Below are 13,500 nucleotides of genomic sequence, written 5' to 3' on the forward strand. Positions count from 1 at the left end.
CACCCCAGTGGTCCTTGCGCAAGGCGCTCAAGTACGCCGGCGAAGTCGAACACGCGCTGCGCGACGACAACCTGTTCGGCCCCTACCTGGATGGCATGTACGGCAATGAACCGGTCAAATGGGACAACGATCTCACCGGCACCGCCCGTCTGCGAGTCATCACCAATTATTTCACCCGCATGCGCTTCTGCACCCGCGACGGTAAGCTGGACCTCAAGGGCAAGGAAGGCATCGAGACCGCGCCACCTGGCTACGCCCCTTGGTTCAAACACAAAGAGCGCAAGACCCGTAATCTGAAGATCATTTTCGGGCACTGGGCGGCACTGGAAGGCCAATCCGACGAACCTGGGGTTTTCGCCCTCGACACCGGATGCGTATGGGGTAGCGCGATGACGCTGATGAACGTCGACTCTGGCGAGCAACTGCGTTGCGAGTGTGACGAACAGGGTCACGCCAAATCCCTTCATCATCCGACCATTGCATCAGTAACGGCCGCTACCATCGTTTGATCGATGCCGCGCGTCAGGCTACAGGAGTCCCAAATGACCGCTTTTAAACGCATCCCCCAGAGCAGGCCCAGGCCCTGCGTGAAACAGGCGCGGTTGTCGTCGACGTTCGAGATCCGGCCACCTTCGCCGCCCTGCACATCAGCGGCTCGACCCATCTGGATAACCACTCCCTCTCCGATTTCATCCGCAATGCGGACCTCGATGCCCCCGTGGTGGTGGTCTGTTATCACGGCAATTCCAGCCAGAGCGCAGCCGCTTACCTGGTCAGCCAAGGCTTCTCCGATGTCTATAGCCTGGACGGCGGTTTTGAGCTGTGGCGCACGACTTATCCTGCAGAAACAGCCCCAGGTAACCCGGAATAATTTTTATGACGCCCAAGCCCACGTGAACCGCGGGTTTGGGTGATGGCGGACGAACGGTCTGCCACAACTAATTACGCATTCAACCTTTACCTCTCCGATTCCGAACTATCCTTAGCCTCAGGCCATCCAAAACAGGGGAGAGCCGGTACACCGGCGCGCGGGTTCATCGGGAGACAGCTTTCAGGAGACGGCATTTCTGAAAGCATTCTGGGGGGTAAACGGCAGCTGGGTTCCCAGCGGCCGACCAGCATCGACTGATTGATCCGACACCGGCTCCACGTATCGAGCGAGGTGACGTCATGAGTATTTTTAGCCACTTCCAGCAACGTTTCGAGTCCACGCGGCAGGAGGAATACTCGCTGCAGGAATACCTCGATCTCTGCAAGCAGGACCGCAGCGCCTACGCATCGGCTGCGGAACGCCTGTTGCTGGCAATCGGAGAACCGGAACTGCTGGATACCTCGGCCAATTCGAGGCTTTCGCGGATCTTTTCCAACAAGGTGATTCGCCGCTATCCGACCTTCCAGGACTTCCATGGCATGGAAGAGTGCATCGACCAGATCGTGTCCTATTTCCGCCACGCAGCTCAGGGTCTGGAAGAAAAGAAACAGATCCTGTACCTGCTTGGTCCCGTCGGCGGCGGTAAATCGTCCCTGGCCGAGAAGCTCAAGGAACTGATCGAAAAGGTGCCCTTCTACGCCATCAAGGGTTCTCCCGTGTTCGAATCCCCCCTGGGGCTGTTCAACGCTACCGAAGATGGCGCGATTCTGGAGGAAGACTTCGGTATTCCGCGCCGCTACCTCAATACCATCATGTCGCCATGGGCCACCAAGCGCCTGGCCGAGTTCGGCGGTGACATCAGCCAGTTCCGGGTGGTCAAGCTCTACCCTTCGATCCTCAACCAGATCGCGGTGGCCAAGACCGAACCGGGGGATGAAAACAACCAGGACATTTCGGCCCTCGTGGGCAAGGTCGATATCCGCAAGCTGGAAGAGTTTCCTCAAAACGACGCCGACGCCTACAGCTATTCGGGTGCGCTGTGCCGGGCCAACCAAGGCCTGATGGAATTCGTCGAAATGTTCAAGGCGCCCATCAAAGTGCTGCACCCCCTGCTGACCGCAACCCAGGAAGGCAACTACAACAGCACTGAAGGCCTCGGGGCGATTCCGTTCAGCGGCATCCTGCTGGCGCACTCCAACGAATCGGAATGGCACACCTTCCGCAACAACAAGAACAACGAAGCCTTCATCGACCGGATCTACATCGTCAAGGTGCCCTACTGCCTGCGAGTCACCGATGAGGTCAAGATCTACGACAAGCTGCTGTTCAACAGCTCGTTGTCCAAGGCCCACTGCGCCCCCGACACACTGAAGATGCTTGCCCAGTTCACGGTGCTGTCGCGCCTGAAGGAGCCGGAAAACTCCAACATCTATTCGAAGATGCGCGTCTATGACGGTGAGAACCTCAAGGACACTGATCCGAAGGCCAAGTCGATCCAGGAATACCGCGACAACGCGGGAGTCGATGAAGGGATGAATGGTCTGTCCACACGGTTTGCCTTCAAGATTCTGTCCAAGGTCTTCAACTTCGATCCACACGAGATCGCAGCCAACCCGGTTCACCTGCTGTATGTGCTGGAACAGCAGATCGAGCAGGAACAATTCCAGGCGGAAACCCGCGAGCGTTACCTGCGTTTCCTGAAGGAGTATCTGGCTCCGCGTTATATCGAGTTCATCGGCAAGGAAATCCAGACCGCGTACCTGGAGTCCTACAGCGAATATGGGCAGAACATCTTCGATCGCTACGTGCTTTACGCGGACTTCTGGATCCAGGATCAGGAATACCGCGATCCGGAAACCGGCGAAATCCTCAACCGCGTGGCGCTGAACGAGGAACTGGAAAAAATCGAGAAACCGGCCGGGATCAGCAACCCCAAGGATTTCCGCAACGAAATCGTCAACTTCGTCTTGCGGGCCCGGGCCAACAACAACGGCAAGAACCCGACCTGGCTCAGCTACGAGAAGCTGCGGGTGGTCATCGAGAAGAAAATGTTCTCCAACACCGAAGACCTGCTGCCAGTCATCAGTTTCAACGCCAAGGCCAGCAAGGAGGACCAGCAAAAACACAACGACTTCGTCACACGCATGGTCGAACGTGGCTACACCGACAAACAGGTACGACTGCTCTCCGAGTGGTACCTGCGGGTCCGGAAATCGCAGTGAGGCAGTGAAGCAGCGGCAAGCTTCAAGCCTTGAGCTGCAGGGGCGCTCACCGTCCCTGCGCTTGCGGCTTGCAGCTTGAAGCTGAGAACTTGAAGCTGCCCAGAGGGCCACCTATGAGCTATGTGATCGACCGACGCCTTAATGGCAAGAACAAAAGCACGGTGAACCGCCAGCGGTTTCTGCGGCGTTACCGCGACCATATCAAGAAGGCCGTCGAAGAGGCGGTCAGTCGCCGTTCCATTACCGACATGGAACATGGCGAGCAGATCAGCATCCCCGGACGCGACATCGACGAGCCGGTGCTTCACCACGGGCGTGGCGGCAAACAGACTGTCGTGCACCCCGGCAACAAGGAATTCACCAGCGGCGAACACATTCCGCGTCCGCAAGGCGGAGGTGGCGGGAGAGGTCCGGGCAAGGCCGGTAACTCCGGCGAGGGCATGGACGAATTCGTGTTCCAGATTACCCAGGAGGAATTCCTGGAGTTCATGTTCGAGGACCTCGAGCTGCCGAATCTGGTCAAGCGCAACCTGACCGGCACCGATACGTTCAAGACGGTGCGCGCCGGCATCAGCAATGAAGGCAATCCTTCGCGTATCAACATTATCCGTACGCTTCGCTCGGCCCATGCCCGGCGCATCGCGCTGTCTGGCAGCAGCCGGGCAAAGTTGCGCGAGACAAAGGAGGAGCTCGCCCGCCTCAAGCGCGAAGAACCCGACAATTTTGGCGATATTCAGGAGCTGGAAGCGGAGATCGAAAAACTTAGCGCGCGGATTCACCGTGTGCCATTTCTCGATACCTTCGACCTCAAGTACAACCTGCTGGTGAAACAACCCAACCCCAGCTCCAAGGCCGTGATGTTCTGCCTGATGGACGTGTCGGGGTCCATGACCCAGGCCACCAAGGATATTGCCAAGCGTTTCTTCATCCTGTTGTACCTGTTCCTCAAACGGAACTACGACAAGATCGATGTGGTGTTCATCCGCCACCACACCAGCGCCAGGGAAGTCGACGAAGAGGAGTTCTTCTATTCCCGGGAAACCGGCGGCACGATCGTTTCCAGTGCCCTGAAGCTGATGCAGGAAATCATGGCCGAACGCTATCCGGCCAATGAATGGAACATCTACGCCGCCCAGGCGTCCGACGGCGACAACTGGAACGATGATTCACCCATTTGCCGCGACATCCTGATCAACCAGATCATGCCGTTCGTCCAGTACTACACCTATGTGGAAATTACTCCACGGGAACATCAGGCCTTGTGGTACGAATATGAACGCATTGCCGAAGCGTTTTCCGACACATTTGCCCAGCAGCAACTGGTCTCGGCCGGGGACATCTACCCGGTCTTCCGTGAACTCTTCCAGCGCAGGTTAGTGACATGACCGCCAAAAAAGAGCAGAAGCGTCAACCCATCTCCACCGGCTCCGAATGGACGTTCGAGCTGATCCAGGCCTACGACCGGGAAATCAGCCGTATCGCGGACCGTTATGCCCTGGACACTTACCCGAACCAGATCGAGGTGATCACCGCCGAGCAGATGATGGACGCCTACGCGTCGGTCGGCATGCCTTTGGGCTATCACCACTGGTCCTACGGCAAGCACTTCCTCAGTACCGAGAAGTCCTACAGCCGCGGCCAGATGGGGTTGGCCTATGAGATCGTGATCAACTCCGACCCTTGCATCGCCTACCTGATGGAAGAAAACACCATCTGCATGCAGGCCTTGGTGGTGGCCCATGCTTGCTACGGCCACAACAGCTTCTTCAAGGGTAATTACCTGTTTCGCACCTGGACCGATGCCAGCTCAATCATCGATTACCTGGTATTTGCCAAGCAATACATCATGCAATGCGAGGAGCGTCACGGCATCGATGCCGTGGAAGACCTGCTGGACTCCTGCCACGCGCTGATGAACTACGGCGTGGACCGCTACAAACGACCGTATCCGATTTCCGCCGAAGAAGAACGCCGGCGTCAAAAGGATCGCGAAGAACATCTGCAAAAGCAGATCAACGATCTGTGGCGCACCATTCCCAAAGGGGCCGACAAGTACAGCGAGAAAGACAACGCGCGCTTCCCTGCCGAGCCTCAGGAAAACATCCTCTATTTCATTGAAAAACACGCTCCGCTGCTGGAGCCGTGGCAGAGGGAGATCGTGCGCATCGTGCGCAAGATCGCTCAATATTTTTATCCGCAACGCCAGACCCAGGTCATGAACGAAGGCTGGGCCACGTTCTGGCATTACACGCTCATGAACGACCTGTACGACGAAGGCCTGGTCACCGACGGTTTTATGATGGAGTTCCTCACGTCCCACACCAGCGTGGTGTTCCAGCCCGGTTTCGACAGCCCGTATTACAGCGGCATCAACCCTTATGCACTGGGCTTTGCCATGTACCGCGATATCCGGCGCATGTGTGAAAACCCCACAGAGGAGGATCGGCGCTGGTTCCCGGACATCGCCGGCTCGGACTGGTTGTCCGCTATCAAATTCGCCATGAGCAGCTTCAAGGACGAGAGCTTCATCCTCCAGTACCTCTCGCCCAAGGTCATCCGCGACCTGAAACTGTTCAGCATCCTCGATGATGACCAGAAAGATGACCTGCTGGTGCCTGCCATCCACGATGAAAGCGGTTATCGCGTCATCCGCGAGACACTGGCGGCGCAATACAACCTGGGCAACCGCGAACCCAACGTTCAGATCTACAGCATCGATCGCCGGGGCGATCGCTCGCTGACGCTGCGCCATCAGGCGCATGATCGCAAACCGTTGGGCGACTCAACCGATGAAGTCCTCAAGCACCTGCACCGCCTCTGGGGTTTCGACATCCATCTCGAAACCCTGCAAGGCGAGCAGGTGATGAAAACCCATCACGTGCCCCCAGAACCGAGCAAACCGAAGGAGATTATGGCCGGTTGGACTTGGCTGTCATTCATCTTTGAACCCGTTTTCACCTCCGAAGGCCTGGCGCAAAGGTTATCCTGTCAGACCAACGGAGGTTTTTTATGCAGATCTATAAAGTCGGCGGCGCCGTTCGCGATCGCCTGCTGGGCATTCCTGTCACCGACATTGATCGGGTCGTGGTGGGGGCTACGGCCGAGGATATGCTCGCCAAGGGCTTTCGCCCGGTGGGAGCTGACTTTCCGGTATTCCTTGATCCCAAGACCGGGGAGGAATACGCCCTCGCCCGCACCGAACGCAAAAGTGGCCGCGGTTATGGCGGCTTCGTGTTCCACGCCAGCCCTGAAGTGACCCTCGAAGAAGACCTGATCCGCAGGGACCTGACGATCAACGCCATGGCCGAAGATGACCATGGCAATCTTACCGACCCGTATCACGGCCAACGCGATCTCAAAGCCCGCCTGCTACGCCATGTTTCCCCCGCGTTCGCCGAAGATCCACTCAGGGTCCTGCGGGTTGCCCGCTTTGCCGCGCGCTATGCTCCGCTCGGTTTCAAAGTGGCGGACGAAACCCTGGAACTGATGCGCCAGCTCAGCGACTCGGGCGAACTGCAAGCCTTGACCGCCGAACGCAGCTGGAAAGAAATTTCCCGCGCCCTCATGGAAAAACAACCGCAGGTGTTTATCCAGGTCCTGCGCGATTGCACAGCCCTCAAAGTCTTGATGCCCGAGGTGGATGCACTGTTCGGCGTGCCGCAACCCGAGGCCCATCACCCTGAAATCGACACCGGCGTCCATACCCTGAGCGTGCTGGAGCAGGCCGCGCTGCATGAACAGCCCCTGACAGTTCGTTGGGCGTGCCTGCTGCATGACTTGGGCAAAGGCCTGACGCCCGCGCACGAATGGCCCCGGCATATCGCCCATGAACACACGGGCCTGAAGCTGATCAAGGCGGTCAATGAACGTTTCAAGGCACCGCGCGACTGTCAGGAGTTGGCTTTATTGGTCGGTCAATACCATACCCACGGCCATCGTGCGCTTGAGCTGAAGGCATCCACTTTGCTTGAGCTGTTGCAGAGTTTTGACGTGTATCGCCGCCCTCAGCGCTTCGAGGAGTTCATCGCCGCGTGCGAGATGGATGCGCGCGGCCGCAAGGGCCTGGAGAGTCGAAGTTATCCACAGGCGGATTACCTGCGTGGAGCGGCAGCGGCCGCACGCGGAGTAGCGGTGCAGCCCTTGCTGGAAAAAGGCTTCAAGGGACCTGAATTGGGCGAGGCGATCAAGCGTGAGCGTCTTCGGGCATTGAAAGCGTATAAAGACGCGGCGAGCTGAGAAAGCTTTGTGTCGGCTTGCATCTCGGCCATCGCGAGCAGGCTCGCTCCCACAGGCATCGCGGGCCGCTCAGGCGCAATGTCGGAGCGAGCCTGCTCGCGATGACGTCAGAGGCCTGACAGCAGCTCCAAAGGCGTGAGCGGTACACCCCGCCATTCAAAAGCCACCGGAGCCAACACCTGGTCAATCTGCGACTCATCCCACAAAGTCGCGAAGCTTTTGCCTACGCCAGGATGTATCCGATCGGGTGCAATCAACGACAATGGCCACAGGACAAAGGCGTTCTTGAGAATTTCGGCGCGGGGCAGGATCAAGCCGTCGAAATTGCCGACCTGCTCGCCATACAACAACACGTCGATATCCAGCGGCAGCCCTTTACGGTCCGGCGCATAACGACCGTTGTCTGCTTCGATGAACTTGAGGCGACGGTCCAGCTCCATCAGCGGCAGATCCGTGTAGGCAGCTACGACGAAATTGAAAAAAGGCCCGCTCTTGATCCCCACCGGCTGGCTCTCGAACACCGCCGAACAGCGTATGTCCACCAGGAAACCGGCAAGGGCTTCAAGACCTGCGCACAAGTGGGCTTCGCGCTCGATATTGCTGCCGAGCCCGAGAAAAACCTGAGTCAGCGACATCCGCGCTCGATCTCCACGCCCACGCCACTGGCGGCCGGCACAGCGCCGGGCTTGGTCACTTTCAGGCGCAGCCAGGTAATCTTGAACTCGTCCATCAGCGCCTGGGCCAGTCGTTCGGCAAAGGTCTCGACCAATTGGAACTGGGCTTGCTCGGCAAATGCCTGGATGCGCGACGATACGCTGGCGTAGTCGAGCGCCAGGGTCAGGTCATCGCCGGCGGCGGCCGGACGGTTATCCCAGGCGAAACTCAGATCCAGCCGCAGACACTGGCGGATGCCGCGCTCCCAGTCGTAGGCACCAATGACCGTGTCGACTTCCAGGCCTTCGATAAACACTCTGTCCAAGCACTCTTCTCCGCAGCACGACAAGGGCGCAATGCGCCGTTAGAATCAGGGCGTCCTCGCCCGGAATAGTTAGCATGTTTTGGTTACTGGCGACTTTCGCCTACCTGCTCGGCTCGCTGTCCTTCGCCATTTTGCTCAGCCGCCTGACCGGTCGCCCGGATCCGCGAATGAGTGGCTCGGGCAATGCCGGCGCCACCAACATGCTGCGCCTGGCCGGACGCAAACTTGCCATCCTGACCTTGCTTGGCGACCTCTGCAAAGGCCTTGTCCCGGTTCTGCTCGCCAATCTTGCAGGACTTTCGTTGCAGCAACAGGCCTGGATCGGTGTCTGCGCCGTCATCGGTCACTTGTTCCCGCTGTACTTTCGCTTTCGCGGCGGCAAGGGCGTCGCCACCGCCGCCGGCATGCTGCTGGGTCTGTATCCCCCCGCCGCCCTGCTGGCCGTCGCTGCCTGGCTGCTGACGTTCTACCTGACCCGCACCAGCTCCCTGGCCGCCCTGATCGCCACACCGCTGATTCTGCCATTGCTGGCCTGGCAGGAGCCGGCGGCCTTGCTGCCGGTGACGGCACTCGTTGCACTGATCGTCTGGCGCCACCGGGGCAATCTACGCGACCTGTTTGCCGGGCGCGAACGGCATTTTTAATCCATACGCCCTACAGCGGTGACAACTGCTCCATGGGCCAGCGCGCCTGCACGCTGATTGCCAGGCTTTCGTGCTGGCCGGCTTGCAAACGCTGGCATCCGGCGAAGGCAATCATCGCCCCGTTATCTGTGCAGAACTCCGGCCTGGCGTAGTAAACGTCGCCGTTCATGCTGCCAAGCATGTTCTCTAGTGACACGCGCAAAGCCTTGTTCGCACTGACTCCGCCAGCGATCACCAGACGCTTGAGTCCGGCCTGTTTCAGGGCGCGCTTGCACTTGATGGTCAAAGTCTCCACCACCGCCTGCTGGAACGCCAGCGAGATGTCGCAACGGGCTTGCTCGCCGTCGTCTCCGGCGCTGACGCATTGCTGCCAGGTGTTCAGGGCGAAGGTTTTCAGGCCGCTGAAGCTGAAATCCAGGCCGGGGCGGTCACACATCGGCCGCGGGAAGACGAAACGCCCTTCCACTCCGTGGGCCGCCAACCGTGCGATTTCCGGTCCGCCCGGGTAATTGAGGCCCATCATCTTCGCGGTCTTGTCGAAGGCTTCACCGGCAGCGTCGTCCAGGGTTTCCCCCAACAGTTCGTATTGGCCGATGCCATCGACCCGGACCAACTGGGTATGACCGCCAGAGACCAACAAAGCGACGAACGGAAACTCAGGCGGTTGCGGCTCCAGCATCGGCGCCAGCAAATGACCTTCCATGTGATGCACACCCAAGGCCGGGATACCCCAGGCGAAGGCGAGCGCCTGGGCACAGGAAGCACCCACCAGCAGCGCGCCCACCAGGCCCGGCCCGGCGGTGTAGGCAATGGCGTCGATCTCGGTCGGCACACAGCCGGCCTCGGCCAGGACCTGGCGAATCAAGGGCAGCATGCGCTTGACGTGATCGCGGGACGCAAGCTCGGGCACCACGCCGCCATAGGCGCGGTGCAGGTCGATCTGGCTGAACAGCGCATCGGCCAACAGGCCGCGTTCACTGTCGTATAATGCGACACCGGTTTCGTCGCAGGAGGTTTCTAATCCCAGTACTAGCATGGGTTTGCGCCTTGTAGAGGCTGAATTCGAAGGCGCGCATAATAGTCGTCGCGTTGTGCCCCGACCAGCGGTTTTCGATCAGAGGCTTTGCATTCCGAGCGATGAGGGGTTAACATCCGCAACCCTTAAAAACCGACGTCTTCAAGTGCTCTTTTGCCGCGAGGATGTTGACCCCGGTAATGAATGAAGGTAGCTCTGGATGCCAGCCGTCAAAGTAAAAGAGAACGAACCCTTCGACGTAGCTCTGCGTCGTTTCAAGCGCTCCTGCGAAAAAGCCGGTGTTCTGGCTGAAGTTCGTAGCCGCGAATTCTACGAGAAGCCGACTTCCGAGCGTAAGCGCAAAGCAGCAGCCGCTGTTAAGCGTCACGCCAAGAAAGTTCAGCGCGAACAGCGCCGCGCCGTACGTCTGTACTAATACACAGACGTCCGTAGCAAGCTTCTGCCAAGCCCGGCCCTCAAGCCGGGCTTATGGCATTTGCGGAAAACGCTTGATGCTTCACTGTCAAAGTCGCACATGCGACCGAGACAACCTGCTTTACCACGTCAGACCTGGCTCTTTTGCCAGCGGTGCACGTCTCTTCTGACGAGCCTTCCAAGGCTACTGACGAGCACACCCTGATTCCTCTAACGACGATCAGCCCAAGGCACCTGCTTGCGTGCCCGCCTGATGATCCGAGGCCTGAACGGCCGTTACCGGACTCAGCGCAACATATTCAAACAGTCGAATACTGATTAGTGATTAACGTCAGTGGACTATCGGCAGATACACTTCCCGACAGCGATGATGCAGACGACCCGGTCGAGCCACCGTTTTACCGTGCCTCAAGACCAAGAGTCGGTTACGCCTGCTGATTTCGGGTCCATATTTCGCGCAGTGATGATGAGAACGCCATGGCCGGGCTGATTCCCCAGAGCTTTATTGACGACCTCCTGAACCGCACCGACATCGTCGATGTGGTCAGCTCTCGCCTGCAAATGAAAAAAGCCGGCAAGAATTACACGGCCTGCTGCCCGTTCCACAAGGAAAAGACCCCGTCCTTCAGCGTCAGCCCCGACAAACAGTTTTACTACTGTTTCGGCTGTGGCGCTGGCGGCAATGCCCTCGGCTTCATCATGGACCACGACAACCTGGACTTCCCCCAGGCTGTCGAAGAACTGGCCAAAGCCGCCGGCATGGAAATTCCCCGCGAGGAAAGTGGCCGAGCGCACAAACCGCGCCAACCCACCGACTCGCCGCTCTACCCATTGCTGACTGCGGCGGCCGATTTTTATCGCCAGGCCCTCAAAAGCCATCCTGCCCGCAAGGCAGCCGTGGATTATCTAAAGGGCCGCGGCCTGACCGGGGAAATCGCCCGGGATTTCGGCCTCGGCTTTGCCCCACCCGGCTGGGACAATCTGTACAAGCACTTAAGCAGCGACACCTTGCAGCAGCGCGCGATGATCGACGCCGGCCTGCTGATCGAGAATGCCGAAACCGGCAAGCGCTATGATCGCTTCCGCGACCGGGTAATGTTCCCGATCCGTGACACGCGCGGACGGATCATCGCGTTTGGCGGCAGGGTCCTGGGCGACGACAAACCCAAGTATCTGAACTCCCCGGAGACCCCGGTATTCCATAAAGGACAGGAACTCTACGGGCTGTACGAAGCGCGCAAGAACAACCGCAACCTCGACGAAATCATCGTCGTCGAAGGCTACATGGACGTGATCGCCCTGGCCCAGCAAGGTTTGCGCAATGCCGTTGCGACCCTGGGCACCGCCACCAGCGAAGAGCACATGAAGCGCCTGTTTCGCGTCGTGCCCAGCGTGCTGTTCTGCTTCGACGGCGATCAGGCCGGCCGCAATGCCGCCTGGCGAGCACTGGAAGCGACATTGCCATGCCTGCAGGATGGGCGGCGAGCGCGCTTCCTGTTTTTACCCGAGGGCGAGGACCCGGATACCCTGGTGCGCTCCGAAGGCACCGATGCTTTCCGTGCGCGGATCAACCAGCACGCGCAACCGCTGGCCGATTATTTTTTCCAGCAGTTGACCGAAGAAGCCGATCCACGCTCCCTCGAAGGCAAGGCTCATATGGCCACCCTCGCGGCACCGTTGATCGACAAGGTACCCGGCGCCAACTTGCGCACACTGATGCGTCAGCGTCTGACCGAAATCACCGGCCTGAACAGCGAAGCGGTCAATCAGTTGGCCCACAGCGCCCCCCAGGAAGCACCGCCGGCTTACGACCCAGGCATTGATTACGACGCGATGCCGGATTTCGCCGACTATCATCAACCTCAGCAGGACTACGCGCCTGCGCAGGAATGGACACCCAAGAAACCGGGCAGCGGCGGCAAGAAATGGGACAAAAAACCCTGGGACAAGAACGGTAAGCGCGGCGATCGCGACCAGCCACGTGCCCCGCGCGTGCCGGCCGCCGTCGAACCACCAACACTGGCCGCCCTGCGGACTTTGCTGCACCACCCGCAACTGGCTGAAAAGGTCGAGGACGCTGGGCACTTCGCCGCCGAGGACCACAGCAATACGCAATTGCTGATCGCACTCCTTGAAGCCGTGCAGAAGAACCCCAAACTTAACTCTTTCCAGTTGATCGCCCGGTGGCACGGCACCGAACAAGGGCGCCTGTTGAAGGCCCTGGCCGAGAAGGAATGGTTGATTGATGGAGACAACCTTGAACAACAGTTTTTCGACACCATTACTAGCTTGTCCGCCCGCCAACGCGAGCGAAATCTGGAACAACTTCTGCGAAAAGCTCGCCAGAGCGAGTTGACCAGCGAAGAGAAAAACCAATTGCGCGATTTACTCAGCCGCAATGTTTGCGCATCAAACCCGACCTCAACTGGCGCGTGAGGTCACAGCTCAGGTATAATCCTCGGCTTGTTTTTTGCCCGCCAAGACCTTCAGTGGATAGGGTGTTATGTCCGGAAAAGCGCAACAGCAGTCTCGTATCAAAGAGTTGATCCTATTGGGTCGTGAGCAGGGCTACCTGACTTACGCGGAGGTCAACGACCACCTGCCGGAGGATATTTCAGATCCGGAACAGGTGGAAGACATCATCCGCATGATCAACGACATGGGGATCAACGTATTCGAGGTTGCTCCAGATAAGGATGCCCTTATGCTGGCCGACGCCGATACCGACGAGGCGGCCGCTGAAGAAGCGGCCGCAGCGTTGGCAGCGGTCGAGACCGACATTGGTCGCACCACCGATCCCGTGCGCATGTACATGCGTGAAATGGGTACGGTAGAGCTCCTCACGCGTGAAGGCGAAATCGAAATCGCCAAGCGCATTGAAGAAGGCATCCGCGAAGTGATGGGCGCAATCGCGCACTTCCCTGGCACGGTTGACCATATTCTCTCCGAGTACACCCGCGTCACCACCGAAGGTGGCCGCCTGTCCGACGTCCTGAGCGGTTACATCGACCCGGACGACGGTATCGCGCCGCCTGCAGCCGAAGTGCCGCCGCCGATCGACGCGAAAGCCGCCAAGGCCGACGACGACACCGATGACG

Annotated in this window: 11 protein-coding genes and 2 pseudogenes; 10 read left to right on the top strand and 3 right to left on the bottom strand. The window is 59.0% G+C overall.

Annotated features, from left to right (window positions below; all coding sequences use genetic code 11):
- The 6 genes and pseudogenes from GSM73_RS27860 to GSM73_RS22990 form a co-directional block, all read left to right on the top strand.
- Window positions 1-509: symmetrical bis(5'-nucleosyl)-tetraphosphatase (locus GSM73_RS27860; protein WP_256677066.1), on the top strand; the 509-nt coding region annotated here is incomplete at its 5' end.
- Between the two features lie 33 nt (window positions 510-542).
- A pseudogene (glpE, locus tag GSM73_RS22970) lies at window positions 543-871 on the top strand (thiosulfate sulfurtransferase GlpE).
- 299 nt (window positions 872-1,170) lie between these two features.
- Window positions 1,171-3,093: a PrkA family serine protein kinase gene (locus tag GSM73_RS22975; protein ID WP_047228075.1), complete on the top strand. Its 1,923-nt coding sequence runs from the start codon at window positions 1,171-1,173 to the stop codon at window positions 3,091-3,093.
- Window positions 3,094-3,206: 113 nt separating this feature from the next.
- The gene (locus GSM73_RS22980; protein ID WP_047228076.1) at window positions 3,207-4,478 is read left to right on the top strand and encodes a YeaH/YhbH family protein; all 1,272 of its coding nucleotides are present in this window, start codon (window positions 3,207-3,209) and stop codon (window positions 4,476-4,478) included.
- Window positions 4,475-6,039: pseudogene (locus GSM73_RS22985) on the top strand (SpoVR family protein). Before GSM73_RS22980 ends, GSM73_RS22985 begins: the two are co-directional and overlap by 4 nt.
- A 63-nt stretch (window positions 6,040-6,102) precedes the next feature.
- Window positions 6,103-7,329, top strand: coding sequence for a multifunctional CCA addition/repair protein (locus GSM73_RS22990; RefSeq protein WP_047228078.1), 1,227 nt, complete (start codon window positions 6,103-6,105; stop codon window positions 7,327-7,329).
- Between the two features lie 107 nt (window positions 7,330-7,436).
- Here the strand turns inward: GSM73_RS22990 and folK are convergent, their stop codons facing one another.
- Window positions 7,437-7,964 carry a 2-amino-4-hydroxy-6-hydroxymethyldihydropteridine diphosphokinase gene (gene folK / locus GSM73_RS22995; RefSeq protein WP_047228079.1) on the bottom strand — a complete coding sequence of 176 codons (528 nt, stop codon included), beginning with the start codon at window positions 7,962-7,964 and terminating at the stop codon, window positions 7,437-7,439.
- Window positions 7,955-8,308, bottom strand: a complete 354-nt coding sequence (gene folB / locus GSM73_RS23000; protein WP_018607238.1) for a dihydroneopterin aldolase — start codon at window positions 8,306-8,308, stop codon at window positions 7,955-7,957. The genes folK and folB overlap by 10 nt, the downstream gene beginning before the upstream one ends.
- 74 nt (window positions 8,309-8,382) lie before the next feature.
- Between folB and plsY the strand changes: the two genes are divergently transcribed.
- Window positions 8,383-8,952: a glycerol-3-phosphate 1-O-acyltransferase PlsY gene (plsY, locus tag GSM73_RS23005; protein WP_160893924.1), complete on the top strand. Its 570-nt coding sequence runs from the start codon at window positions 8,383-8,385 to the stop codon at window positions 8,950-8,952.
- A gap of 10 nt (window positions 8,953-8,962) precedes the next feature.
- Here the strand turns inward: plsY and tsaD are convergent, their stop codons facing one another.
- Window positions 8,963-9,988, bottom strand: coding sequence for a tRNA (adenosine(37)-N6)-threonylcarbamoyltransferase complex transferase subunit TsaD (gene tsaD / locus GSM73_RS23010; RefSeq protein WP_047228081.1), 1,026 nt, complete (start codon window positions 9,986-9,988; stop codon window positions 8,963-8,965).
- Window positions 9,989-10,187: 199 nt separating this feature from the next.
- Between tsaD and rpsU the strand changes: the two genes are divergently transcribed.
- The 3 genes from rpsU to GSM73_RS27865 all read left to right on the top strand — a co-directional run.
- A complete protein-coding gene (rpsU, locus tag GSM73_RS23015) occupies window positions 10,188-10,403 on the top strand; it encodes a 30S ribosomal protein S21 (protein WP_002551877.1) in 216 nt (71 codons plus the stop codon).
- A gap of 476 nt (window positions 10,404-10,879) precedes the next feature.
- Window positions 10,880-12,838, top strand: coding sequence for a DNA primase (gene dnaG, locus GSM73_RS23020; RefSeq protein WP_160893926.1), 1,959 nt, complete (start codon window positions 10,880-10,882; stop codon window positions 12,836-12,838).
- Between the two features lie 67 nt (window positions 12,839-12,905).
- On the top strand, window positions 12,906-13,500 hold a 595-nt coding region (locus GSM73_RS27865; RefSeq protein ID WP_306110029.1), incomplete at its 3' end, for an RNA polymerase sigma factor region1.1 domain-containing protein.

The organism is Pseudomonas sp. PICF6, from assembly GCF_009831705.1.
Taxonomy (GTDB): Bacteria; Pseudomonadota; Gammaproteobacteria; order Pseudomonadales; family Pseudomonadaceae; genus Aquipseudomonas; species Aquipseudomonas rhizophila.

Bases quoted from the DNA above. Each gene is read 5' to 3' on its own strand.
- GSM73_RS22980 (WP_047228076.1), top strand. From the start codon at position 3,207: ATGAGCTATGTGATCGACCGACGCCTTAATGGCAAGAACAAAAGCACG.
- plsY (WP_160893924.1), top strand. From the start codon at position 8,383: ATGTTTTGGTTACTGGCGACTTTCGCCTACCTGCTCGGCTCGCTGTCC.
- rpsU (WP_002551877.1), top strand. From the start codon at position 10,188: ATGCCAGCCGTCAAAGTAAAAGAGAACGAACCCTTCGACGTAGCTCTG.
- GSM73_RS22975 (WP_047228075.1), top strand. From the start codon at position 1,171: ATGAGTATTTTTAGCCACTTCCAGCAACGTTTCGAGTCCACGCGGCAG.
- GSM73_RS22990 (WP_047228078.1), top strand. From the start codon at position 6,103: ATGCAGATCTATAAAGTCGGCGGCGCCGTTCGCGATCGCCTGCTGGGC.
- dnaG (WP_160893926.1), top strand. From the start codon at position 10,880: ATGGCCGGGCTGATTCCCCAGAGCTTTATTGACGACCTCCTGAACCGC.
- folK (WP_047228079.1), bottom strand. From the start codon at position 7,964: ATGTCGCTGACTCAGGTTTTTCTCGGGCTCGGCAGCAATATCGAGCGC.
- tsaD (WP_047228081.1), bottom strand. From the start codon at position 9,988: ATGCTAGTACTGGGATTAGAAACCTCCTGCGACGAAACCGGTGTCGCA.